The sequence below is a fragment of the Alkalibacterium sp. f15 genome (genome assembly GCF_049389645.1).
Taxonomy (GTDB): Bacteria; Bacillota; Bacilli; order Lactobacillales; family Carnobacteriaceae_A; genus Alkalibacterium.
In genome coordinates this window covers 611,155-635,751 of record NZ_CP186540.1, presented here as the reverse complement: position 1 = coordinate 635,751, position 24,597 = coordinate 611,155, and the positions used below count along the sequence as shown (strand labels likewise).

The following is a 24,597-nucleotide window of genomic DNA, read 5'->3' as shown; positions in this document are numbered from 1 at the left end:
GTAGTATGATGGATCGATTAGTAGAAGTAGAAATACGTTATGATGAACTGAATGAGTTGCTTAGTGATCCGGAAGTGATCAACGATACGGATCGCCTTATGAAATTGAGTAAAGAGGAAGCCGACTTAAGAGAGACAGTCGCAAAATATAGGAAATACAAAAATCTTTTGACTGAATTGGAAGATACTGAAGAAATGCTTAATGATTCTTTAGATAAAGAAATGGAAGAATTAGCCAAAGAAGAACGTAACGCTCTTAAAGCAGAAAAAGAAACACTAGAAGAAGAACTGAAGTTCATGCTTCTACCAAAAGACGAAAATGATGAACGTAATATTATTATGGAAATACGGGGAGCCGCCGGTGGAGATGAAGCGCAGCTCTTTGCTAGAGATTTGTTTGAAATGTATCAGAAGTATGCTGACAATCAAGGCTGGAAAACAGAAGTGTTGAACACCAGTTCTGGCAGTGCCGGTGGATTCAAAGAAATCACGGTGATGATAGTAGGCACAAATGTGTATTCCAAATTAAAATATGAGAACGGTGCGCACCGAGTGCAACGAATACCTCAGACAGAATCACAAGGACGTATTCATACTTCAACGGCAACCGTCGTTGTAATGCCGGAAGCTGAAGATCTCGAAATAGATATCGCTGAAAATGATATTCGAGTCGATATTTATCATGCCAGTGGTGCGGGCGGACAGCACGTAAACAAAGTATCTTCAGCTGTGCGGTTAACGCATGAACCCACAGGGATTGTTGTAGCGATGCAAGACGAGCGCTCTCAAATTAAAAATAGAGAAAAGGCTATGAAAATTTTACGCTCTCGTGTTTATGATAAAATTACTGGAGAAGCACAAGCTGAAGTGGATGCTGAACGTAAATCTGCCGTAGGGACAGGAGACCGTTCTGAACGTATCCGCACGTACAATTACCCTCAGAGTCGTGTGACTGATCACCGTATCAATTTGACCATTCAAAAACTCGATCAAATTCTGGCTGGAAAATTAGATGAAGTAATTGAACCCTTACTCATGTGGGAACAATCCCGAAAAATGGAGCAGTTAAAGAATGACTATTAAGTTTATCCGAGAAGCATCAACTTATGCAGAAGTCCTCTCTAGGGCTTCTTCTTTTTTAAAACAGAAGCATAAGGAGCCCCAAATAGCCGAGTGGCTGATGAAAGAACGGTTTAATCTAACTTTGACCGATCTAGTTATGCATCAAAAGCAAGAGATGAATGAAACGGATAAAGAGATATTTATTAAAGACGTGACAGAAGCCAGTCATGGCAAACCACCCCAGCATATTGTGGGACACGAGTGGTTTTATGATCGTCAATTCAAGATTACCGAAGCGACTCTAATTCCTCGTCCTGAAACGGAGGAGTGGTTTGACCGGTACATCAAGTGTTTGCCAGAACGACCTTTGCGTGTCGTCGATTTAGGAACCGGATCTGGTGTTTTAGCGATCAGCCATAAGCTAGAGAGGCCCCAGGATGAAGTTGTTGCGGTAGACATAAGTCAAGCGGCACTAAATGTAGCCAGTTTTAATGCTCAGACTTTAGGTGCGGAAGTGACTTTTATCGAGAGTGATATGCTGAAGAAAGTTACCGGGACATTTGATTTGATCCTGTCTAATCCCCCATACATCAGTCAATCTGAACGCAATGAAATGGATGAATCAGTTATTGATTTCGAACCTCATCTGGCCTTATTTGCAGAAGAAGAGGGATTATATTTTTACAAGAAAATTGCAGAGGAAGCTTCTGATAGATTGAATCCAGAGGGAGAAATGATTTTAGAATTTGGCTATAAACAGGCAGCTGCAATTAAAGCTATTTTCAAAAATCACTTTCCAAAGGCGGATATCAGGATAGAAAAAGATTTCAATAATAACGACCGGACCATACATCTAAAACGCGATACAAAGATAATGAAAGAAGGAGACGTTAATGCAGACAATCTTTCTTAATTCTGCTGAATTAGACCAAGCAGTGGCTTACTTGAAAAGTGGGCAAGTGGTGGCTTTTCCAACTGAAACCGTTTATGGATTAGGGGCAGACGCAACAAACGAAGAAGCGGTCAAAAAAATATTTGAAGCAAAAGGTCGCCCGAATGATAATCCGTTGATCATTCACATTTCGAATATAGACCAGCTGGAGCGCTACGTTCAGTACATTCCGGACGTTGCCAAGACAGTGATGGAGCATTTTTGGCCTGGTCCGTGTACATTGATTTTAAAGAAAAAAGGACCAATTGCACCCTCGGTAACAGGAGGATTGGATACCATTGGGGTAAGAATGCCGGATCATCCGGTAGCGCTTGAACTGATTGAGAAGGCAGGCATCCCCTTAGCGGCTCCCAGCGCGAATTCCTCTGGAAAACCGAGCCCAACTACTGCTTTGCACGTTAAGAAAGATTTAGATGGTAAAATCCAAGCAATAGTCGACGGTGGGGCGACTGGAGTGGGACTTGAATCCACAGTATTAGACCTTACCGATCCCGAAAGACCGACGATATTAAGACCAGGTGGCGTTACTTCTGAGGAATTGGAAGAAGTGTTAGGAAAAGTTTGGATGGATGCTCATTTATCGGATGCATCAGTTGGGCCTAAATCGCCTGGAATGAAATACAAGCATTACTCTCCTGAAAAACCTGTATGGATTTTACCTGCTTCGTTGGAGCAGACTAGAGAAGTAATGGACCAATTAGAAAAATCCGGAGAAAAAATCGGGTTCTTGGTCAGTGATGAATGGTTTGAACAGTTAAGTAATAAGAATAGAAAAGGTCATACACTGGGCGAGAAAAAAAATCCACAGCAGGCAGCTGCTCGATTATTCTCGTCTTTAAGGGCTTTGGATGAGGAAGAGGTATCGCTGATATTAGTAGAACCTTACTCGAAAGTAGGAATAGGGACGGCGTATATGAATCGCTTGGAAAAAGCAGCGAGTCGTATAGTAGGAATATCATGATAAAGATGGATTCTTCTGGAAACTTGCGATTACTTTATGTACAATAACATAAGAAGTTAAAAAGGTTAATAAAGGAGCCGGATTATGGGAAAATTTCAAGTTATAGATCATCCACTTATACAACATAAATTAACAATTATCAGAGATAAAAATACTGGAACAAAGTATTTTAGAGAAGTTGTTAATGAAATTGCACGCTTACTAGCATATGAGGTATCCAGAGAAATGCCTTTACAGGACATTGAAATCGAAACGCCTCTAGTAAAAACCGTTCAAAAACAGCTGGCGGGTAAAAAAGTAGTGATTGTACCTATTTTAAGAGCTGGTTTAGGAATGGTTGACGGGATGTTAGATCTTATTCCTGCGGCCAAAGTTGGTCACGTCGGAATGTACCGTGATCATGAGACCATGCAACCAGTCGAATATTTTGTCAAATTGCCTTCTGAATTGTCAGAACGTGAAGTATTAGTTGTAGATCCAATGCTTGCTACAGGTGGTTCAGCAGTTGCTGCCATCGATGCATTGAAAAAACGCGGTGCTACAAACATCAAATTTGTTTGTTTAGTTGCAGCACCTGAAGGCGTAAAGGTATTGCAGGATGCTCACCCAGACGTTGATATCTATACTGCTTCTTTAGACGAAAAATTAGACGAAAAAGGCTACATTGTACCTGGATTAGGCGATGCTGGAGATCGTCTGTTTGGAACATTATAAGACATATACAATAAAAAATCCGATAAGGTAATAATCCTTATCGGATTTTTTTTTATTAGGATTTTAAAAAGCACCTTGTAACGTCAATGTAATATGCATAATAAATGAAATATTTCGAAGTTTGTGCTAGTATAATTACGAAAGGATGAACCGTATGCCACTTGTCATGCTTCAATCATTAGTTAATCTTGTCTCGCATATGTTTTTTATACTTGTTGCTTTTTGGGCAATGCAGGCGCTAAAAACGGATAGGTTAATAAAAAAATATCATATCCCACAAGCACGCACCCTGTATATACTGATTTCTATTGCACTCGGCTATACAGCAAGTAATTTTTTCATAGATTTTATTCTTTCAATTCAGAACTTATTTTATTTGATTTGATATATTTCATGTCAATGACAAAGCAGTCTATTTGTCATTAAGATGTCATTGATGAAGGGGTTACATGATGTTCCCCTTCAGTAAGCTTTCTGATATACTATGTCGAGTGTGTTTTATTAATAGAATAACCGGCTTGACAACTATTTTAATAACTAAATTAAAACAAGACAAAAGAAGATGAACAACTGGAAAAGGAATTATGGAGGATATAAGATGGAGAAAATTATCGTAGGCGGAGGAAATCAGCTGAAAGGTTCTGTTGATATAGATGGAGCAAAGAATGCTGCACTTCCTATACTAGCTGCCACCGTTTTAGCAAGTAAAGGAACGAATGTCATAGACAACGTACCCCTTTTATCGGATATTTACACTATGAATGAAGTATTGAATCATTTAAACGTTGGGCTTGAATTTGATGAAAAAAATAAAGTGATCCGAACAAATGCTGAAGCTAAACTAAATAATAAAACACCCTTTGATTTTATGAGTAAGATGCGAGCTTCTATCGTGGTCATGGGACCATTACTCGCTCGAACAGGGTATGCTAAAGTTGCTTTACCTGGGGGCTGTGCGATAGGGTCCAGACCCATAGATTTACACTTGAAAGGCTTTGAAGCAATGGGCGTCAGCGTGAATATGGGTAATGGTTTTATTGAAGCTTCCGTAGACAAACTGAAGGCTGCTCATATTTACTTAGATTTTCCAAGTGTTGGAGCGACTCAAAATATTATGATGGCTGCCACACTAGCTGAAGGAACCAGTGTCATTGAGAATGTTGCAAGAGAACCTGAAATCGTTGATTTGGCAAACTTTTTAAATAAGATGGGAGCCAAAATAATTGGAGCAGGGACAGAATCCATACGCATCGAAGGCGTGGAAGCTCTAGAAGGGACAAATCATTCAATCATTCCTGATCGTATTGAAAGTGGGACCTTTATGGTTGCTGCTGCAATTACACAAGGAGAGGTCTTAATTAAAGAAGCTATAAGTGAACATAACAAACCGCTTATTTCTAAATTAGGTGAAATGGGTGTTACATTTATTGAGACCAGCGATGGATTAAAAGTGATTGGTCCAAAAAAATTAAAATCTACGAATGTTAAAACTATGCCTTATCCAGGTTTCCCTACTGACCTTCAAGCACCGATGACCATAGCACAACTTGTTGCTGATGGAACTAGTATTATGCGTGAAACAGTATTCGAAAATAGATACATGCACATGGAAGAACTACGTAAGATGAACGCATCTTTCCAAATTGATGGACAAAGTATTATTATTCAAGGCGGCGGATTATTGCAAGGTGCTGAAGTTGCTTCAACAGACCTGCGTGCAGCGGCTTCACTGATATTAGCCGGTTTAGTATCCGAAGGTCACACACAGGTCACTCATTTACATCATTTGGATCGAGGATATTCGGATTTCCATCTTAAAATGAAAAAATTAGGTGCCGATATTGAACGAGTCAACGAAGAGTCAATAAAAACCCAAGAATCAAGTACCGTATCTGTCTAAATTAAAACCTTTATAGAGAGAGAACAGAATGAAGAGTTGAAAGTAGGCCATCATTCTTGATTCTCTCTCTTTTTCGTATGCCCTTCAGTATTAATTAATAAATAATTAAGAATGTCAATTTAGTGTTGCTCTTTTTTATTATGTTAAGTATCATAGAATAAGTGAAAACATTTTTAGACTTATGCATCTCGAAATAGTGAAAGTAGAATGAAGAGTTGAAAGGAGAAACACGATGGCTAGAGATATTGGCATCGACTTAGGTACAGCAAATGTACTTGTACATGTAAAAGGTAAAGGGATTGTGTTAAACGAACCTTCTGTCGTAGCGTTAGATACTAAAACAAATGAAGTCTTAGCAGTAGGAGTAGACGCCTACATGATGGTGGGTCGTACACCCGGTAATATAAAAGCCATTCGTCCCTTGCAAGGAGGCGTTATTGCCGATTTTGATATAACTGAAGCAATGTTAACTTACTTTATTAATAAATTAAATGTAAAAGGTTTTTTATCTAAACCTAACATTCTAATTTGTTGTCCAACGAATATCACTGCAATTGAACAGAAAGCAATTATTGAAGTGGCAGAAAAAAGTGGCGGCAAAAACATTTATTTAGAAGAAGAACCGAAAGTAGCTGCTATTGGTGCAGGTATGGACATATTTCAACCAAGTGGTAATATGGTTATCGATATTGGTGGAGGCACCAGCGATATTGCTGTTTTATCTATGGGTGGTATAGTTACCAGTCGCTCGATTAAAATAGCAGGCGATACACTGGATAACGATATCACGCAATATGTTAAGAAAAAGCACAAGTTACTTATAGGAGAACGTACCGCAGAAACAATCAAGAAAGAAATCGGCGTCATGTTTGATCACGGGCGAAACGATGAAATGGATGTAAGAGGACGAGATATGGTTTCCGGTATGCCTCGTACCGTTACTATTACTTCACTGGAAGTATTAGAAGCAACACGGGAATCTATGGATATGGTTGTTGAACAAGCTAAAGCTGTATTAGAACAAACCCCGCCAGAATTGTCAGCAGATATCATTGATCGTGGTGTCATTCTTACCGGTGGCGGAGCACTGCTTGACGGTATTGAACTACTCTTTGCCGAAGAGTTGAAGGTGCCTGTATTTAAAGCGGAAAATCCGCTCGACTCTGTCGCTCTTGGAACAGGTATTTTGCTTGAAAATTTAAAAAACCGAAAATAATACTTTGATTTGACGATCCTTTAAAATTGACTGAGGTGCTCACTAATGACATGGCAAACGATAGTTAAAGATATAATATTTTATATATTAAAAGTCCTGATTGTGATTCTATTAATTGCTGCAGCATTTATAGTGGGAACAATGATTGGATACAGTGTCGTTGGTGGGGCCGGCGAGCCAATGGACGTATTTAATCCGGAAATCTGGCAGCATATTTTAGATTATATTTTTTAATGGATGAGGTATCAAAGCATTAAGGTAATAGGGGTTCTCTCTCTATTTCTTTAATGTTTTTTCGTTTTTAATAAAACTTTATTAATGAGTTATTTTTTCTTTTCATAATATTATTGGTAGAGGAAAGAGTTTAATCTTTCCTACTACATGGTGAAAAGAGGAATAGCATGAACACAGTATCGCTGATAGGAAGAATGGTCAAAGAAGTCGAGTTAAGAAATATAGGTGATAGCCGTTTTGTCACCAACAACGTTCTAGCAGTTAAAAAGACATTCAAAAAAGAAGGCGTGACGGATGCCGATTTCATACCTTTTGTTGCCTGGGGAAAGAAAGCTGAACTTATTGAAAAATATTGCAGCAAAGGAGATCTGATTGCATTAAATGGCAAAATGCAATCGCGTTCGTATCAAACGAACGACGACGAAACAAAGTATGTTGTAGAAATGCTCGTGGATGATATAGAATTTATCCAGAAAAAACCAAAAGAATAGGCTGTTTGAAAGAGTGGAAAAATAAAAACGCAGCACAATATTTATGTTCATTACCGAACAAAAATAATGTGCTGTCTTTTTGCGTTTAGTTTTTAACTATAAGCGCTGTGTTTATTTTTTGGCTGCAAAGTTGTCACAATTGATCTGTTTTCTTGTTTTAGTGCCTCGATTTACACAAAAAATTCAATTATAGCGTGTATAATAAAAATGAACGAAATTAGGAAGAAGGCTAACCATGCATATTTTAATGATTGAAGATAATGAATCCGTGTGTGAAATGATAGAAATGTTCTTTTTGAAAGAAGAATGGGAGGCAACCTTTGTTCACAATGGCAAAGAGGGCCTGGATACGTATAAAGATTCACCAGACAAGTTTGACCTCGTTATATTAGACATCATGCTTCCTGAGATGGACGGCATGACAATTTGTAAAGAAATAAGAAAAGAGTCTTTATCGACCCCTATCATAATGTTGACCGCTAAAGATTCAGAAAGTGATGAAGTGATTGGTTTGGAAATAGGTGCAGATGACTATGTAACCAAACCTTTCAGTCCACTCACTTTAGTTGCGCGTATAAAATCATTGCTTAGAAGAGCTAGTAATAAAGACGCTGCTGATGCAGATGAATTGACATTTGACATTGAAACAGAACATTTGAAAATGGACCGAACGACGCGAGAGGTCGTCTTGTATGATCAACCTCTCAACAATTTAACACCAAAAGAATTTGACTTGCTCTTTACTTTGGCTAACAGTCCCAGGCGTGTTTTTTCAAGAGAGCAACTCCTTCAATTGGTTTGGGATTATGAGTATTTCGGTGATGAGCGTACAGTGGATGCACACATAAAAAAATTACGTCAAAAAGTATTTTTAAATGGGCCGCAAGTAATAAAGACGGTATGGGGAGTAGGGTACAAGTTCGATGATACCGAAAAAATTGACTAAAATGAAGTTGCCGTATTTCTTTCAACAGTTTTTAGGCTTTTTAGCGGTTATCATTATCTTAATGACGGTAACTGTTTTTTCGCTAGTACATTTTGGTCGGAGAACGGCCTTGAATGCAACCGAAAACAGGTTGTTCAGTTATGCTGAATCTGTCGTAAACGAGGATTTGAACCCGGCACAACTAGATACGATCAACCGCGTTTTAACGGCGCAGGAAGTTTCCTTTTTTGTTTTTGATGAAGAAGGAGATATAATCTATCCGGATTTACCAATAAATTTGCGGGCAAATATTGTTCCGGATCAAATTAAACAACTGAAATCGGGTGAACGCATATCTTTAATAACAAATCGTGAAGATTTATTAGGAAATCCAAGAGAAACGACACTCGTCTATCTTCCTTATTTTCAGAAAAACAACAAAGAGTATGCCGGGTTTGTTACGTTAAGTGCACCGATCAGCCATGTCAATCAACAAATGGCTGATTTAAAAATGAATTTATTTAATGCCTTCCTTATCTCGACGGTTGTTGCCGTATTAATGAGTTTAGTCTTTGCTCACTACCAGGTACAGCGAGTGAATCGATTGAGAAAGGCTGCCCACAAAGTAGCAGAAGGTGAGTATACGATTCAACTTGAACATAACGAACGAGATGAAATAGATTACTTGACCAGAGATTTCAACCGTATGGTGACGGCTTTAAAAGAATCTCAAGATGAGGTTATAAGACAAGAAGAGCGCGGGAAAAGTTTCATGCAAGATGCCGCCCATGAAATGAGAACACCTTTAACTACTATAAACGGTTTGCTGGAAGGGTTAGAACACGATATCATCCCTGAAACACAAAAATTAAGAAGTATAAAGCTTATGAGAAAAGAAACAAGACGTTTGATACGCTTGGTCAATGAGAATATGGATTATGAAAATATTCGTTCTAATCGAATTGTATTAACAAAACATGCGATACCTTTATCAGAAATCGTCGATGAAATAAGTGAGCAAATGAAAGAAATGATTAAAGAGTCTTCGAACGAATTAATTATTCACGACATGGAGCATGTCACTGTATATGCAGATTATGACCGACTAAAACAAATTTTAGTCAACCTAATTAAAAATGCCATGCAATTTACTCAGAATGGAAAAATTGACATTTCAAGTAGAAATACATCAGAAGGTACAGAGATCATTATTAGCGATACAGGTATCGGGATGACAGAAACTCAATTAGAAAACATCTGGGAACGTTACTACAAGGCAGATGTTTCTCGAACCAAAACTAAATTCGGTGAATCTGGTCTTGGACTAGCTATTGTACAACAGCTAGTAGAACTCCATGGAGCAAAGATAACAGTTATAAGCGAACTTGGCAGGGGCACGACATTCAAGTTGACGTTTCCTGAAAAATAAATAGATTGTTGAAAAACCGATTTATTTAGGTTGAATACTATAAAGAATCTTTTATGAGAACTTTTTAATTGCTTAAACCGTTTGATTTGCCTTATACTTGAGTTTCGCTTAGAATATGCGAGAAGAATGAATTGATTTCAAATAATCATAAAAATAATTAAAAATATAAAAAGAAGGAGGGCTATTTATGTTTAAGATCAAAAACATTTTCAACAAAAGAAATGCTTTGTTTGGTTTGGTAACAGTTATGTTTTGGCTCAAAACATATATGGCCTATCGGATAGAATTTGATTTAGGAGTGAACGGTGTTATTCAGCATTTCTTGTTGTTTATTAACCCACTAGCTGTTACGCTGATACTCTTTTCCGCTGCGCTTTACTTTAAAAAATCAAAATCGTCCAGTATAGCTTTGATTGGAATTTTATTTGTGACTACTTTACTGCTCTATTCCAACATCTTGTATTACAGAGAATTTTCGGATTTCCTTACAACGAATATCATGGTTGGTTCCAATAATGTATCCGCGGGCTTAATAGCCTCAACATTTGCTATGATGCGACCATGGGATTTACTCTACTGGTTTGATTTTATCCTACTAGTGGTTATTTCTATACGTAAGCGTAAAACGATAACTGAACACTATTTCAAACCAGCTAAAAAACGCGACATCTTTGCAGTTACCGCTTTAGGACTGGCGTTATTCGTCGGAAATTTGACGTTGGCAGAAATAGATCGACCACAACTGCTGACGCGGACGTTCGATAGAAACTATATTGTAAAGTATTTAGGACTAAACTTTTTTACAGGTTATGATATTGTTCAAACGGTTCAAAATAGTCAGATCAGAGCAAGTGCTGATGAGACGCAGCTCAATGATATTATTGAGTTTGTGAGAGAGAATTATAGAGAACCGAATGCGGAATACTTCGGTGCAGCCGAAGACCGTAACGTCATCGTCATATCAATGGAAAGTGTCCAACAGTTTCTGATCGATTATGAACTGGAAGATGAGAATGGTGTGAAGCATGAAGTGATGCCATTCGTTAACAGCTTATTCAATAATCAGGACTCTCATAGTTTTAATAATTTCTTCCATCAGACAAGTCAGGGAAAATCTGCTGATGCGGAGATTCTTGGAGAAACATCCTTGTATGGATTACCTGAAGGTAGTGCTTTTCAAACGCTGGGATCCACAAACACCTTTCATGCAGCGCCTGCAATACTGGGACAAAAAGCTGGATACTCTTCAGCAGCCTTCCACGGGAATGTTGGATCGTTCTGGAATAGAACCGATACGTATCGACACCTTGGCTATGATTACTTTTTCGATGCAGAGTCTTACGATGTGTCCGGAGAACGCTCACTTGAGTATGGATTAAAAGATAAGTTGTTCTTCAAAGATTCGGTAGAGTATATCGAACAGTTACCACAACCTTTTTATACAAAATTTGTAACGGTCTCCAATCACTTTCCGTACCCATTGGATGAACAAAACCAAGGATTTCCAAATGCACAGACAGATGATAATACGATCAATCAGTATTTTGCGACTGCTAATTATGCAGACCAAGCCATTGAAGAGTTTTTCGATTACTTGAAAGCAAGTGGGGTGTATGAAAACTCTATTATTGTGTTATACGGTGATCATTACGGCATATCGAACATGCGAAATCCTCATCTCGCCGAATTGATTGGTAAAGACAAGGAAGAATGGAACGAATATGATGATACTGAATTGCAACGTGTACCGTTGATCATGCACGTACCAGGAGCTGGTAACGGTCAAGTCCATGATACGTATAGTGGTCAAGTCGACATGTTACCCACACTCATGCACTTACTTGGGGTTGAAACAAATGAATTCTTATTTATGGGACAAGATCTGTTATCCGAAAATCACAACAGTACGGTACCTTTAAGAAACGGACGAGTATTGACATCCGACTATTCATTTATTGGTCAATCGATTTATGATCAAGATGGAAATGAGCTGTCGGATGAATTGTCTGAAGCTGAACAGGCTGAATTACACTTAATTAGAGACGAAGCCCGTGAAGAGTTGACGCATTCAGATAACATTATGATGATGGATTTGTTGCGATTCTATTCGCCTGCCTCAATGGAAGAGTTCAAACCGAATGACTATATATTCTCTAACCAATTGGACGTTTTAGAAAGCAATGCTTTAAAAGAGGACAGTCTTCTTAAACAAAGAGATGGACATTCGAGTGAGGGGCTCTATGAATCAGATGCCCCAGAATTAATCAACGAAATGAGTTACCGTGAGTTTATTAAGAAGATAGATCCCGATAAAAAATTGGACTTTGAACAATTAGAATAAGTGTGAAAAAGTGGACGTTGAGCTATTTAGCGTCCACTTTTTTTAATTTTAGACAGACTATACTCGTTATCATAATATGTTATACTATGATAGGAAATAAGACAGAAGATTAGCTAAAAGGAGTGCGTTATGAAAGTATTGAGAATAAAAGAATTAGCAACTGATCGTATCAAAAAAGGGTACCCGATGTTAGAAGAATTGGATTTTTTCGATAAAAAAGAACTAGTCGAAGGTGAATTTGTGAGGCTAGTGGACAATCATTATAAATTTGTGGCACTTGGATACATTGGTAACGAAAAGAAAACAGCTGGCTGGGTCTTGTCTCTAGATGATTCGGATAAAATAGACTACGCTTTTTTTGACAGACTATTTAGAATGGCAAGAGAAAGAAGGTCAGCTTTTTATGCTGATGAAAAAACGACGGCTTTTCGTATGTTTAATGGTGATGGCGACGGTATAGGTGGCTTGACTATTGATTATTACAATGGTTATTATATCTTTTCTTGGTACAGTGAAGGTATTTACGAAAATAAAGATATGATACTAAAAGCCTTTAAAGTGGCTATTCCTGATTTCAAAGGTATTTATGAGAAATGCCATTATCCAAATGCACCGCATAAAAGTAAATTTGTCGAAGGCGATAAAGCGGAAGAGCCTATAATCATTTTAGAAAATGGTATTCGATATAATGCCTATTTAAATGAAGGCTGGATGACCGGGTTGTTCCTCGATCAGCGAAATGTCAGAAACAAAATTATGGAAGAATGGGGCTTAGGTAGAAAAGTCCTGAATGCGTTTAGTTATACGGGAGCATTTTCTGTCGCGGCGGCTATGGGCGGAGCGGTTAAAACTGTCAATGTTGACGTGGCTAACAGAAGTAAAGAACGGACAAAAGAGCAGTTCGAAGTGAATGGTTTAGACAGTGAACAACATGAAATTCGAAAAATGGATATATTTGATTATTTAGATTACGCACGAAAACACCAGCTACAATTTGACCTGATTGTTTTGGATCCGCCAACGTTTGCACGTACGAAGAAAAGAACGTTCAGTGTCGAAAAAAATTACACAGAATTAGTAAAAGAAGCGATTCAGATTTTGGCACCGGGAGGTTTGATCATCACTTCTACGAATGCCAGAACAGTTTCAAGAGATGAGTTCTTTGGTAGTGTTAATCTAGCCTTTGAAGAATTAGATGTGGATGCTTACCTCGTCGAGGAGTTTAGCCTGCCTGAAGATTTTGCAGTAAACAGCCAAAATCCAAATTCTAATTATTTGAAAGTCTTTGTACTTGAAAAGACAAAATAGCAACAAACGATAGGCAGGGAAACCTGCCTTTTTTTGTATATATGACTAAAGATTGAAGATTTCAAAAATAGAGGAGACGCTCTCACTTAATATGATAAAATAAATAGAAAGTTACTGGAAAGGACGAAAAAAATGTCAGCTTATATTTCTGTGAAAAATGAAGTGAAACGTTATAAAGCTGGTGAAACAGTTGTCGTAGCTAACGATGGCATAACGTTTGATATAGAGAAAAATGAATTTGCTGTTATTGTCGGGCCTAGTGGGGCTGGGAAAACAACAGTTTTAAATATTTTAGGTGGGATGGATTCTGCTGACGAAGGCGAAGTCATTGTTGACGGGACGGATATAGTTGGATTTAATGATAAACAATTGACAGAATACCGACGAAACGACGTTGGTTTTATCTTTCAAAATTATAATTTGATTCCCAATTTAACGGCAAAAGAAAATGTTGAGTTGGCAGCAGAAATTTCTCCCAATGCGCTAGACGCAAAGGAAATACTGATCAGCGTTGGTTTGAAAGACCGAATGGATAATTTCCCTGCTCAGTTGTCTGGTGGCGAACAACAGCGCGTAGCTATTGCACGCGCTTTAGCAAAGCAGCCGAAATTGTTGCTCTGTGATGAACCTACTGGTGCGCTAGATTATGAAACCGGGAAAAAAGTACTCGATTTACTGAACCGTTCTAAAGAGGAATACGGAGCAACGGTCGTTGTTATTACACATAACCGTGCCATTGCACCGATGGCGAACCGTGTGATCGATATCAACAATGCTAAAGTCAGAAAAGTTACGTTGAACGCTCATCCACAATCAGTAGAATCGATCGAATGGTAAGACGGATGCGAAATGAGGGAGTGTAATGAACAAAAGAGCATTATGGAAAGATACGTTCAGAGAAATAGGACGAAGCAAGACCCGATTTTTGTCTATCTTTGCTATTATTTTAATAGGGGTCGCTTTTTTTGCTGGATTAAGTGCTACCGGACCGGTAATGATTCATACGGCCGATTCTTATTATGATGATCAAAATCTAAGCGACCTACATGTGTTTTCAACGATGGGATTAGAGGCCGAAGACAGGGAAATCTTGAATTCGCTAGATAATGCCGAAGTGAACTATTTATATAGTCAGGATGTCATTTTTGACGAGTCAGGCTTAACATCAAAAGTTATCGGCTGGGATAAAGAGCAGCATTCGATCAATGACTTTAAGGTTGTTGAAGGACGTTTACCTGAAAACACTAATGAGATTGCTATCGATCACACGAATAGTTATGTTGATGAGTATGCATTAGGCGATACGATTAAAATAAATGAAGAAACGTCTGAAAATCGTGAGGCTGCACTTAAAGAGCATACGTTTGAAGTCGTTGGTTTCTTGAATAGTCCCTTGTATATCGAACGGATAAATAGAGGGAATACAACGATAGGTAGTGGCAATTTAGACGGTTTTTCAGTGGTGTCAGCAGATGTTTATGATATGGAAATCTATACCGATGCCTACATTTTATTTGATCAGTCAAGTGAATATGTAGCTTACTCGACAGAATACCAGGACTTTATCGATAGTAAAACGGGTGAAGTAGAAGAGCTGATGTCAGAAAGACCGAATAAAAGGTATGAAGCACTCTACGAAGAAATTGAAAGTGAAATCGGAGAAGGATATGAAGAAATAGAGGAAGCCAGACAAGACCTTGAAGAAGGCAGAGTGGAACTTCAAGATGCTCGAAATGAGATCGATGAAGGTTTCGCCGACTATCAAGCTGGGATGGACGAACTGGAACGCGAAGAAACAAATGCACGTGCTGAAATCGAGAACGAACGGACACAAATAAATCAAGCATTGAATGAAATCGAAGAAAACAAAAGCCAGCTTGAAGCCGCGCAGATGCAGGACTCGCCAGCTTACGAAGAGTTATTGACTCAGGAAGAACAAGTCCTGGCCGGATTAGTAGAGCTCGGAAATGCTGAAAGTCAACTCAATGCTGAACTAGCAGCTTCAAGAGAAGAATTGGAAGCTGCACGGGTGGAACTAGAGGAGGCAGAAGCTGAGTATCAAGATGGATCAGCTGAATTTGAATCAGAAGCCGCAGAAGCCGAAGCAGAAATTGAGGAAGCTTTAGTTGATTTAGAAGAGGCCGAAACAGAATTAGCTGATTTAGCCGAGCCGGAGTATTTTGTCAATGACCGAACATCACTTGCCGGCTACGGAGAGTTTGACGAAAATGCAGAGAGAATCAGTGCTATTGCTAAAATATTCCCGGTTTTCTTTTTCCTTTTAGCAGCGCTTATATCATTGACAACGATGACACGGATGGTCGATGAAGGAAGAAACCAAATCGGCACACTGAAGGCTATGGGATATGGTGATATGGCCATTGCAACCAAATATTTTGTTTATGCATTTATTGCCACCTCTTTCGGGAGTGTATTAGGTTTGTTTTTAGGGTATTGGCTCTTTCCTAATGTTATTTTAGACGCTTATAGTTCACTGTACAATCTACCTTCCGCCCAAACACAATTTTATTGGAACTACGCGGTCATCTCTTTGGCCGCTGCACTCTTGGCAACCGGATTGTCTACATTAGTTTCCGTTCGCCTATCTTTACGTAGCAATGCGGCAACGTTACTACGGCCTAAAGCGCCTAAAAAAGGGAAACGGATTTTCTTGGAATACATGCCGTTTATTTGGAAAAGATTTTCATTTACTCAAAAAGTAGCATCTCGAAACTTATTTAGATATAAACGTCGAATGTTGATGACCTTATTTGGGGTGGCTGGCGGAACGGCATTGCTACTGACTGGCTATGGCTTATCCGATTCAATAGCTGATATCGCAGACGTACAATTTGGAGAGATCAATTTATACCAGGCAGTCGTAGCTGAAAACACTGAGGCAACAGCTGCTGATCGTGAGTCACTTGTTGCTACACTTGAAAACGTAGAAGGGTTTGAGAAACAGCTTCCGTCTTTTCAGGAAAATGTCAAAGCCAATAAAGATGGAGAGACGCGTGATCTCACCCTCTTTGTCCCAAGTGATGCAGAGTTGTTCAAAGACTTTGTTGTACTCAGAGACTTGGAGAATCAATCGAACACATACGAATTGCCAGATGATGGTGTGATTATTACAGATAAGTTAGCTGAGTTGCTTGACGTTACTGTAGGAGACACAATAGAATTGGAATGGGACGACTCAAAAACAATAGAAGTTGAAATCGATGCTGTTTCTGAACAATATGTCCAGCATTATATATACATGTCGCCAGACTATTATGATCAAGTGATCGATGAAGAACTCGAATATAATACACGATTGCTTATATATGACGAACAAATAAGTGATAATGAGCTGGGTGAACAGTTGATTGAAGAAGAGGCTGTACTGGGCGTAACGTTTGTGACAGCCATCAAAGACGCGTTCCAAGATTCGATGGACAGCCTGGATGTGGTGACGGTGGTCCTCATTATCTCGGCGGCTTCGCTTGCCTTTGTTGTCTTATATAACCTCACAAATATTAACGTTTCAGAACGTATCAGGGAATTATCGACAATCAAAGTCTTGGGCTTCTTCGACAAAGAAGTAACCATGTACGTTTATCGTGAAAATTTTGTTTTGACCATTATGGGCATTTTTATCGGCTTTGTATTAGGTGTTTTCATGCATCGCTTTGTACTGCAAACCGCTGAACTTGATATTATGCGGTTCCTCAGCCAAATTACATGGTCGAGTTATCTGTATTCATTCCTGCTGATGTTTTTCTTCAGTAGTTTGGTAATGGTCGTGATGCATTTCAAATTAAAACACATCAATATGGTCGAAGCATTGAAAATTCCGGATTGATGGAAAAAGTTGATTAAGAATTAGTATGGAACGATCATAAAAGTAATGGGAGGAAAGATATATGGAGGGATTTAAAGAGGCACAATCCTTAGAAGAACTCAAAAAGCATGTGGAACAGAATGATTTAGCCTTTTTGTTTTTGTACGGTCAAAATTGTTCAGTTTGTCACGGTGTCCTTCCTCAAATCAAACCAATAGTAGAAGGGTTTCCAGAAATCAAAACGTTACAAGCGGATGTTGAAAAAATTCCGGAAATTTCTGGAGAATATATCGTGTTTACGGTACCTGTTGTCCTATTATTCGTTGATGGACGGGAAGTCATGCGATTTGCGCGATTCATTGAAAAAAACAAATTATACGAACAATTGGAAAAAATAACGAGTGCTTTAAAGGGCTAAACCATAAAAGCTCCCTTGAAAAACAAGCGACCCTGAAGATAAGATCAATCATCTTATCTGTCAGGGTCGTTCAGTTTCCTGGGAGGTTTTTTTTGACCATCAGTTCTCGTCTTTAAACACCCAAGACATGTCCCATTCCTTTGCGGCCCAGTCGATCAACTCGTTGACGTCTCGAGTAAGGGAAATATAGGAGAAATCATTTTCGGATAAGAGCGTTTGAGAGATAGCCTGTATTTCATAATTCAGGGCTTTGGAGCGATTACCCATATTGATTTCTTCTGTTAAACCGTTTGGATAGTTAACAATGGCCTGAGATGCTCTTGGGAAATCGGAGACAGTGATATATGCCTTTTCGCATACAATAACACCTTGAATCGGCATATTTGCTTGGAAACTTAAGGCAGCGGTCCCAATTTCACCTTGTTTGTTCCGGAAGTGAAAAGTGCTGTTTTCATCGACTCCTGTTTTATTAAATGAGACAGTCGTTTGTTTTATCTCTGGTTGACTTGAAAGAAAGTACCGGATAAAGGATAAGGCATAAACACCGATATCGAGTAATGCACCACCGCCCAAATCAGGATTATAGAAACGGTTTGTCGGGTCATATGTCTGTTTGCTTCCGAATAAAGTATGGATCATCATTAATTTACCGTATTTATTTGCCTGTATATTGCTTTTTATTTGTTTGTAAAGAGGCATGTGATAAATGGTCATCGCTTCAGCACAAAGTAAATTTTTACTTTGTGCGACTTTTAATACCATGTTTAGCTGCGTGCTGTTAAGAGTGATCGGTTTCTCGCATAAGACATGTTTGCCGGCTTTAAGTAACGTCAATATGTCAGTATAATGGGAACTGTTTGGAGTGGCAATGTATACAATGTCTATCTCTGGATCGTAGGCTAATTCTTCATAACTTCCGTAGGCTTTTTTTACATCATATTTTTTTGAGAACTCAAAGGCTTTTTGAAGAGTAGAAGAAGCCACACCCAAGAGATTAGCATTATCTGACTCGAACTGTGATGCAAATTGATGAGCGATATCACCGAGACCAATAATGCCCCAATTTATTATTTTCAAGTTGACCCTTCTTTCTTTAGTGGTTCTTTCTATCCACGAAGTATAACGCTTTTTTGAAAACATATGTATACTTTTTACTAGTATCTGTTTAGATTAATCTTAATATGTTAAAATAGTAGTGAACGGCCTACAAAAATTAATTTAAAAGGTAACATAACAGCATACCAAGTGATGTACGTTTGTATCCTTAGTATAAATGTTTCAAAAACAAAAGAGGAGGATAAAATCTGAGTTATAATAAAAAGAAAAAATCTCTTCCTCTCGCAAAAATACTGACGATTCTTTTTCTTGCTTTTATTGGATCCATAGCATTGATCAGTCAAACGATAGAGAATGAAATAGTGATTCAAAAGAGCAGAACAAGAGAAGAATTTATTACCGATGTGGCAAGTCACGCTGTTCCTCTCAAGGAATCTCATGGAATAAAGCCCAGTGTGGCTATCGCGCAGGCGATTTTAGAATCTAACTGGGGAAAAAGCAGCTTATCACAGCAGGAAAATAACTATTTTGGGATCAAAGGTCAGTCTGACAGTAAAAAATATGCGACCTTGGAATACGACGAAGAATGGATAGAAATTCATGCTTCATTCAGAAGTTACCCGTCTCTTGAAGCGTCGGTGAAAGATTATGCTGAGTTGATTGCTAATGGAGTGTCGTGGAATCCTGCACTTTACCAAAGCGTTCAGGAAGCTGCTACGTATAAAGAGGCAGCGTACGCGCTTTACTCTGTGGGGTATGCAACCGACCCAGCTTACCCTGAAAAAATTATTGAGATCATAGAGTTGTATGAACTTGATCAGTATGATAAGTAAACTAAAGATAAAGAGGGATGGATATGGATAAGAAAAAATACCCGTCAGTGAAATCGAATTTGTACAATGGATATGTAGAGGTGCCTGAAGTAATTAGAAAAGCCAGTGGAATATTAATAAATGGGAAACGGTTTAAGGCATTTATGTTCACAACTGATATTGCACTGATCATGAATAATGATGCTGATGCCATCATGGCAGTCTATCCATTCACACCACATCCGGCCATCATTCAAGCCATTACTTCTGTATCGACCATCCCGATTATGGCCGGGATAGCGGGGGGAACGACCCAAGGGACACGTTCTGCAAATATGGCTTTATTTGCAGAAGCACACGGATGTAAAGCAGTTGTCGTCAATGCACCAACACCGATAGATACAATTGAACAAATAAACGAAGTAATCGATATTCCCATTATTTTAACGGTGGTATCAGAATATACGACTATTGAGAAACGCATAAAAGCTGGTGTAGATATTATTAATGTATCAGGTGCAGGTAGAACGAGTAAAATCGTGAGGGAACTGAGAGAAAAGTATCCTGATTTACCCATTATTGCAACCGGTGGCCCAACGGATGAAAGTATATTGGAAACAATCAAGGCTGGCGCCAACGCAATAACCTATACACCACCATCGAATGGTGAATTGTTCAGCAGAAAAATGATTAATTATAGAGCTTTAGAGAAAAATCGTTTTGAAGATGAATAAGTAGAAATAAAGGAGTAGATTACGTGAAAAAAATGAAAAATCAACCAAAAGCATCAAACAAAAAAGTGATGGGGATTGTTCTGGGTATTATCCTGCTTCTTTTGTTAAGCACTGGTGGTTATATGTATTACAGAAATTGGAAAGCTGAACAATTAGCTATCGAGCGACGCGAAAAAGTTGAAAGCTTAGTAGATGATTATTTAAAAGCGAAGGCTTCAACACGTTTTGAAGCCTATGCAGAAACGCTGCTAGAACAATCGGTTACGGATGAAGGATATACAAAACAAGAGTTGATTGAAAGATATGAAATGATTTTTCAGGCCATCGGAGTCGATGAAGTAGAAATTACAGATCACGAAATCATCTATGATGAAGAAATGGATGTCTATTCATTCACGTATAGTCTAGGCATGAATACGGTTTTAGGCGAAGTTGAAACGTTAAACTATCAGTCAGCCATTTATGAAGCAGAAGATCTTAAAGCAATTCATTGGGATCATTCCCTATTTTTCCCTAATATGGTGGAAGGTGATACAGTGGAGTTAACTTACACTGAGCCTAACCGGGGATCTATCTATGACCGGAACGGAAATATGCTTGCTGGTGAAGGCGATGCCTATGAAGCTGGTTTGTATCCTGCCGTCATAGGAGAAGGGGAAGAACGAGAAAATCAATTAGCAACTGTAAGTGACACATTCGACATATCAGTAGAAGCACTTGAACAACTCCTTGGCCAAAATTGGGTTACGGAAGAGAGTTTCGTTCCTTTTACAATCGTGGATGCAGGCGAGACACCAGAAGTTCCAGGTGTCTTGTATCAGCAAACGATTGACCGACTCTATCCTTTAGGAGAAGCTGCGGCACATTTGATTGGTTACGTCGGGGATGTTTCTGCTGAAGACATTGGAAATAATCCATTATTACAATCAGGACAAGTAGTAGGTAAGAGTGGTTTGGAATACAGATTTGATAAAGAGCTACGGGGAGAAATGGGTGGACAAATAGCACTTGCTGATAGCGAAGGTGAGACCAGAGAAGTTGTGATAGAAAGAGAGAAAAAAGATGGCGAGTCACTCCGTTTAACTATAAATACTGATATTCAATCAGAATTATTTGCATCATTTAAATCTGAACCAGGTGCTGCTTCTGTTATGGATCCCAAAAATGGTGAACTTCTCGCTTTGACGAGTTCACCCTCTTATGATCCCCAGCTTTTTGCTCGCGGGATTTCCCAGGCAGATTATGACGCATACAACGAAGATGAGAATCAGCCATTCTTAAATCGTTTCACTTCCCGCTACGCACCAGGTTCAACATTTAAGATCCTGACCTCACTTGTTTTGCTCGATTCAGGAGTTACAACACCTGAGAAAATCAATACCATCGAAGGCCTAAACTGGTCATCGGACAGGGAAGGTTTTGGAGATAGACAGATCACAAGAGTGAATGATGCGGTCACTGAGGTTGATTTAACCGCTGCCTTGGTTTATTCAGATAATATCTATTTTGCCATGGAAGCTCTGGAACTCGGGCTGAATGATTTTGTCGAAAACATGCTACAGTTTCCGTTTAGTGAAGATTTTGATATACCTCTAACCATGGAACCCGCTCAACTGGCAAACAATAATGAAATTAGTGAGATTACTTTATTAGCTGACACAGCCTATGGGCAAGGTGAAATATTGATGAATACCATCCATCAACAAGCTTTCTACACACCTGTTCTAAACAAAGGAGAATTTGTCTATCCTCAATTACTCCTTCAAGAGAAAGAAGCTATGACTGAAGCAATTGTATCAAGCGAAAACGCTGATCTGGTAAGAGATATGCTGGTTGAAACGGTGACAAGCTCAAATGGGACGTCCTATCCTTTAAATGACTTGAGTTATTCGGTTGGCTCTAAAACTGGAACTGCTGAAATTGCTGGCGAAGATGAGAACGAAACAAACGGATTTTTGTATGTATTCGATGAACAAGATGAATCTTATTCCTTCGTAGGCTTTTTAGAAGGACAAAAAAGTGGCGATGTAATCGACCAGTTTTATCCTTTCTTTACGACTGTTAAAACCCTTATTGATTGATGCTATAAAATGAATTGAAATAAGTATTGTAAGATAAAGCGTTATATGATATATTGACTGTGTTTTTATATGATTTGAAATTTTGAAGGAGACAATTTATGAACAGCGACCCTTGGAGTATACAGCCCTTTATTGGGCAAATAGTAGTTATTATCAGCTTAATTGTGTTACACGGATTTTTTTCAGCTGCTGAGATGGCCATGGTGTCCATCAATCCAAACAAAATGATGGAAGAGTCCTTAGATGGAAGTAGGAAAGCAAAACGGATTTTATGGATTTTAGACAATGCAGACGAGTTTCTAACGACCATTCAAGTAGGCATGTCGTTATCAGCTATGATTACAAGTGGTATGACTGCATTTTTAATCACGCGTCTAGTCGAATCGTCGACTAATCCGATTCTTTCTTCACAAGTATTTGTACTGGTCGTTAGTGCGATCGTACTCACCTACTTGCTTTTATCGTTTGGTGAAAAGATCCCTAAGGCAATAGCAAAACAAAACCCGGATGAAATAGCAATGAAGCTATCTGGTCTGGTTTTGGGTCTTAGATATCTTTCGCTACCTTTAATTTGGTTACTTGATGTCACAGTTAAAGGTTTGAAATACATCTTACCGATAGAGTTTAAGGTGGCAGACGAAGCTATTACACGAGACGAATTTCGTTCCTTTATTGAACATAGCCATCAGCATGAGGTTATTGATATAGATGAATTTTCAATGTTGAAAGGGGTATTATCCCTTGATAATAAAATTGCTCGTGAAGTGATGGTTCCGCGGACGGATGCATTTATGTTAGATTATGATGATCCAAACGAAGAAAATATTGAGGCTATGCTAGAAACGCCTCATTCACGTGTCCCGCTATATTTTGAAGATAAAGACAACATTCTAGGGATCGTTCACGTTAAAAATTTATTGCAGGCATCAAAACATAAACCATTGTACTCGATCGATTTAAAAGAAATCAGTAACCAACCTTTGTTTGTTCCAGAAACTATTTTTATAGATGATCTGATTTTTCAGATGAAACGGACACAAAATCAATTGGCGATCCTGAACGATGAATATGGTGGTGTCGTTGGTATTGTTACATTAGAAGATTTATTGGAAGAAATTGTGGGAGAAATTGATGATGAATACGATGAATCAAACAGTTTGATTGAACGTATTGAGAATTCAGTTTATAGTGTAGATGGATCCACACCATTAGATAAGTTTAATGATTACTTCGATACTATGATCGATTCGGAAGATGTGGATACGATTGCGGGTTACTTTATCACTGAATTTGGAAGTATACCCTCTGAGTCAGAGAATGCGTTCATGCGCGTTGGGAATTTAAGCCTGGTCGTCAGCAAAATGGATGGCTCACGCATTTCTTCTCTTATTGTAAAGAAGATTGAAGAAGGAAATAATGAAGAATTAATCGAAAATGAGAAAGAGTAAGCAGTTTTTTTGATCTGTACTCTTAATGACAAAGGCTGGGACGGGGTATTGTCTCGGCCATTGTTTTATATTAGATAGATTTAATTAGTTTAGGAGAGATAAAGTGGAAATTAATTTAGGAATGCTGATAACGATATTTATGATCAACGTTGTTTACGTTACGTTAAATACGCTTCGAATGATGTTGACGATGAAAGGGTATCAAGTAGCAGCGCCCTTCATAGCCATGGTTGAAGTAGCCGTTTGGGTCGTCGGACTAGGACTGGTACTGGATAACTTGGATAACGTTTTAAATATCATTGTTTATTCTGTAGGTTTTGGTGCAGGTATTTACATGGGCATGAAAATAGAAGATAAACTGGCTTTAGGCCATATACTTGTAACGACCATTGTACCTGAAAATGGCTGGGATGTTGCAGAAGAAATTAGAGGCGAAGGCTATGGTGTAACGATTACTCAGGCTTATGGTAGAGAAGGCGCCCGTTATATTCTGGAAATATTAACACCCAGATCAAATGAAAGAAGTCTATACCGGTTGATTCATGAAGTAGAACCAAAAGCGTTTATAATATCTTATGAACCACGATATATTAATGGCGGATTTTGGACAAAACGAATGAGGAAAAATATAAAACAAGTCAAAAATAACCCTAAAGCAGATCCGTTTACCGAATTTAAATGATGGAGTGACAA

The 24,597-nt window shown here is 38.5% G+C and carries 22 protein-coding genes; 21 read left to right on the top strand and 1 reads right to left on the bottom strand.

Translation table 11 applies throughout. The features are described from left to right. Positions 1-5: 5 nt before the first annotated feature. The 16 genes from prfA to ACO1PF_RS03100 all read left to right on the top strand — a co-directional run bounded on the left by prfA (position 6) and on the right by ACO1PF_RS03100 (position 17,773). Complete coding sequence (prfA, locus tag ACO1PF_RS03175; protein ID WP_423190490.1) at positions 6-1,082, top strand: peptide chain release factor 1; 1,077 nt, start codon at positions 6-8, stop codon at positions 1,080-1,082. Further along, a complete protein-coding gene (gene prmC, locus ACO1PF_RS03170) occupies positions 1,072-1,974 on the top strand; it encodes a peptide chain release factor N(5)-glutamine methyltransferase (protein WP_423189909.1) in 903 nt (300 codons plus the stop codon). Before prfA ends, prmC begins: the two co-directional genes overlap by 11 nt. Continuing rightward, entirely contained in the window at positions 1,955-2,974 is a 1,020-nt protein-coding gene (locus ACO1PF_RS03165; RefSeq protein ID WP_423189908.1) for an L-threonylcarbamoyladenylate synthase, read from the top strand. The genes prmC and ACO1PF_RS03165 overlap by 20 nt, the downstream gene beginning before the upstream one ends. Before the next feature lie 84 nt (positions 2,975-3,058). Then, positions 3,059-3,688, top strand: a complete 630-nt coding sequence (upp, locus tag ACO1PF_RS03160) for a uracil phosphoribosyltransferase (protein ID WP_423189907.1) — start codon at positions 3,059-3,061, stop codon at positions 3,686-3,688. Between the two features lie 145 nt (positions 3,689-3,833). Further along, complete coding sequence (locus tag ACO1PF_RS03155; protein WP_423189906.1) at positions 3,834-4,073, top strand: DUF1146 family protein; 240 nt, start codon at positions 3,834-3,836, stop codon at positions 4,071-4,073. 213 nt (positions 4,074-4,286) lie between these two features. Beyond that, the gene (murA, locus tag ACO1PF_RS03150) at positions 4,287-5,588 is read left to right on the top strand and encodes a UDP-N-acetylglucosamine 1-carboxyvinyltransferase (RefSeq protein WP_423189905.1); all 1,302 of its coding nucleotides are present in this window, start codon (positions 4,287-4,289) and stop codon (positions 5,586-5,588) included. 232 nt (positions 5,589-5,820) lie between these two features. After that, complete coding sequence (gene mreB / locus ACO1PF_RS03145) at positions 5,821-6,804, top strand: rod shape-determining protein MreB (protein ID WP_423189904.1); 984 nt, start codon at positions 5,821-5,823, stop codon at positions 6,802-6,804. Between the two features lie 45 nt (positions 6,805-6,849). Beyond that, positions 6,850-7,038 (top strand): DNA-directed RNA polymerase subunit beta, encoded by a 189-nt coding sequence (locus ACO1PF_RS03140; protein ID WP_423189903.1) that lies wholly within the window; start codon positions 6,850-6,852, stop codon positions 7,036-7,038. A gap of 167 nt (positions 7,039-7,205) precedes the next feature. Continuing rightward, complete coding sequence (locus ACO1PF_RS03135; RefSeq protein ID WP_423189902.1) at positions 7,206-7,529, top strand: single-stranded DNA-binding protein; 324 nt, start codon at positions 7,206-7,208, stop codon at positions 7,527-7,529. A 235-nt stretch (positions 7,530-7,764) separates the two neighbouring features. Beyond that, positions 7,765-8,475, top strand: coding sequence for a response regulator (locus ACO1PF_RS03130; protein ID WP_423189901.1), 711 nt, complete (start codon positions 7,765-7,767; stop codon positions 8,473-8,475). Further along, the gene (locus tag ACO1PF_RS03125; RefSeq protein WP_423189900.1) at positions 8,453-9,883 is read left to right on the top strand and encodes an ATP-binding protein; all 1,431 of its coding nucleotides are present in this window, start codon (positions 8,453-8,455) and stop codon (positions 9,881-9,883) included. Before ACO1PF_RS03130 ends, ACO1PF_RS03125 begins: the two co-directional genes overlap by 23 nt. Before the next feature lie 187 nt (positions 9,884-10,070). Next, positions 10,071-12,224 (top strand): LTA synthase family protein, encoded by a 2,154-nt coding sequence (locus tag ACO1PF_RS03120; RefSeq protein ID WP_423189899.1) that lies wholly within the window; start codon positions 10,071-10,073, stop codon positions 12,222-12,224. Positions 12,225-12,353: 129 nt separating this feature from the next. After that, positions 12,354-13,532: a class I SAM-dependent rRNA methyltransferase gene (locus ACO1PF_RS03115; protein ID WP_423189898.1), complete on the top strand. Its 1,179-nt coding sequence runs from the start codon at positions 12,354-12,356 to the stop codon at positions 13,530-13,532. Between the two features lie 132 nt (positions 13,533-13,664). Beyond that, positions 13,665-14,369, top strand: coding sequence for an ABC transporter ATP-binding protein (locus ACO1PF_RS03110; protein ID WP_423189897.1), 705 nt, complete (start codon positions 13,665-13,667; stop codon positions 14,367-14,369). A gap of 25 nt (positions 14,370-14,394) precedes the next feature. Beyond that, on the top strand, positions 14,395-17,376 hold the full coding sequence (locus ACO1PF_RS03105; RefSeq protein WP_423189896.1) for an FtsX-like permease family protein: 2,982 nt from the start codon (positions 14,395-14,397) through the stop codon (positions 17,374-17,376). A 61-nt stretch (positions 17,377-17,437) separates the two neighbouring features. Continuing rightward, positions 17,438-17,773, top strand: coding sequence for a thioredoxin family protein (locus tag ACO1PF_RS03100; RefSeq protein ID WP_423189895.1), 336 nt, complete (start codon positions 17,438-17,440; stop codon positions 17,771-17,773). 99 nt (positions 17,774-17,872) lie between these two features. Here the strand turns inward: ACO1PF_RS03100 and ACO1PF_RS03095 are convergent, their stop codons facing one another. Next, positions 17,873-18,850, bottom strand: a complete 978-nt coding sequence (locus tag ACO1PF_RS03095; RefSeq protein ID WP_423189894.1) for a Gfo/Idh/MocA family protein — start codon at positions 18,848-18,850, stop codon at positions 17,873-17,875. 311 nt (positions 18,851-19,161) lie between these two features. Between ACO1PF_RS03095 and ACO1PF_RS03090 the strand changes: the two genes are divergently transcribed. From ACO1PF_RS03090 to ACO1PF_RS03070, 5 genes are all read left to right on the top strand, one after another. Then, positions 19,162-19,662, top strand: a complete 501-nt coding sequence (locus tag ACO1PF_RS03090) for a glycoside hydrolase family 73 protein (RefSeq protein ID WP_423189893.1) — start codon at positions 19,162-19,164, stop codon at positions 19,660-19,662. Positions 19,663-19,679: 17 nt separating this feature from the next. Further along, entirely contained in the window at positions 19,680-20,375 is a 696-nt protein-coding gene (locus ACO1PF_RS03085; RefSeq protein WP_423189892.1) for a hydrolase, read from the top strand. A gap of 32 nt (positions 20,376-20,407) precedes the next feature. Beyond that, positions 20,408-22,456, top strand: coding sequence for a penicillin-binding transpeptidase domain-containing protein (locus ACO1PF_RS03080; protein ID WP_423190489.1), 2,049 nt, complete (start codon positions 20,408-20,410; stop codon positions 22,454-22,456). Between the two features lie 98 nt (positions 22,457-22,554). Further along, positions 22,555-23,904, top strand: coding sequence for a hemolysin family protein (locus ACO1PF_RS03075; RefSeq protein WP_423189891.1), 1,350 nt, complete (start codon positions 22,555-22,557; stop codon positions 23,902-23,904). A 121-nt stretch (positions 23,905-24,025) separates the two neighbouring features. Continuing rightward, positions 24,026-24,586: a DUF2179 domain-containing protein gene (locus ACO1PF_RS03070; RefSeq protein ID WP_423190488.1), complete on the top strand. Its 561-nt coding sequence runs from the start codon at positions 24,026-24,028 to the stop codon at positions 24,584-24,586. Positions 24,587-24,597 lie beyond the last annotated feature (11 nt).

What these genes read in the sequence shown, in the direction of transcription:
- prfA (WP_423190490.1), top strand. Translation starts at nt 6, where the DNA reads ATGATGGATCGATTAGTAGAAGTAGAAATACGTTATGATGAACTGAAT.
- prmC (WP_423189909.1), top strand. Translation starts at nt 1,072, where the DNA reads ATGACTATTAAGTTTATCCGAGAAGCATCAACTTATGCAGAAGTCCTC.
- ACO1PF_RS03165 (WP_423189908.1), top strand. Translation starts at nt 1,955, where the DNA reads ATGCAGACAATCTTTCTTAATTCTGCTGAATTAGACCAAGCAGTGGCT.
- upp (WP_423189907.1), top strand. Translation starts at nt 3,059, where the DNA reads ATGGGAAAATTTCAAGTTATAGATCATCCACTTATACAACATAAATTA.
- ACO1PF_RS03155 (WP_423189906.1), top strand. Translation starts at nt 3,834, where the DNA reads ATGAACCGTATGCCACTTGTCATGCTTCAATCATTAGTTAATCTTGTC.
- murA (WP_423189905.1), top strand. Translation starts at nt 4,287, where the DNA reads ATGGAGAAAATTATCGTAGGCGGAGGAAATCAGCTGAAAGGTTCTGTT.
- mreB (WP_423189904.1), top strand. Translation starts at nt 5,821, where the DNA reads ATGGCTAGAGATATTGGCATCGACTTAGGTACAGCAAATGTACTTGTA.
- ACO1PF_RS03140 (WP_423189903.1), top strand. Translation starts at nt 6,850, where the DNA reads ATGACATGGCAAACGATAGTTAAAGATATAATATTTTATATATTAAAA.
- ACO1PF_RS03135 (WP_423189902.1), top strand. Translation starts at nt 7,206, where the DNA reads ATGAACACAGTATCGCTGATAGGAAGAATGGTCAAAGAAGTCGAGTTA.
- ACO1PF_RS03130 (WP_423189901.1), top strand. Translation starts at nt 7,765, where the DNA reads ATGCATATTTTAATGATTGAAGATAATGAATCCGTGTGTGAAATGATA.
- ACO1PF_RS03125 (WP_423189900.1), top strand. Translation starts at nt 8,453, where the DNA reads ATGATACCGAAAAAATTGACTAAAATGAAGTTGCCGTATTTCTTTCAA.
- ACO1PF_RS03120 (WP_423189899.1), top strand. Translation starts at nt 10,071, where the DNA reads ATGTTTAAGATCAAAAACATTTTCAACAAAAGAAATGCTTTGTTTGGT.
- ACO1PF_RS03115 (WP_423189898.1), top strand. Translation starts at nt 12,354, where the DNA reads ATGAAAGTATTGAGAATAAAAGAATTAGCAACTGATCGTATCAAAAAA.
- ACO1PF_RS03110 (WP_423189897.1), top strand. Translation starts at nt 13,665, where the DNA reads ATGTCAGCTTATATTTCTGTGAAAAATGAAGTGAAACGTTATAAAGCT.
- ACO1PF_RS03105 (WP_423189896.1), top strand. Translation starts at nt 14,395, where the DNA reads ATGAACAAAAGAGCATTATGGAAAGATACGTTCAGAGAAATAGGACGA.
- ACO1PF_RS03100 (WP_423189895.1), top strand. Translation starts at nt 17,438, where the DNA reads ATGGAGGGATTTAAAGAGGCACAATCCTTAGAAGAACTCAAAAAGCAT.
- ACO1PF_RS03085 (WP_423189892.1), top strand. Translation starts at nt 19,680, where the DNA reads ATGGATATGGATAAGAAAAAATACCCGTCAGTGAAATCGAATTTGTAC.
- ACO1PF_RS03080 (WP_423190489.1), top strand. Translation starts at nt 20,408, where the DNA reads ATGAAAAATCAACCAAAAGCATCAAACAAAAAAGTGATGGGGATTGTT.
- ACO1PF_RS03075 (WP_423189891.1), top strand. Translation starts at nt 22,555, where the DNA reads ATGAACAGCGACCCTTGGAGTATACAGCCCTTTATTGGGCAAATAGTA.
- ACO1PF_RS03070 (WP_423190488.1), top strand. Translation starts at nt 24,026, where the DNA reads ATGCTGATAACGATATTTATGATCAACGTTGTTTACGTTACGTTAAAT.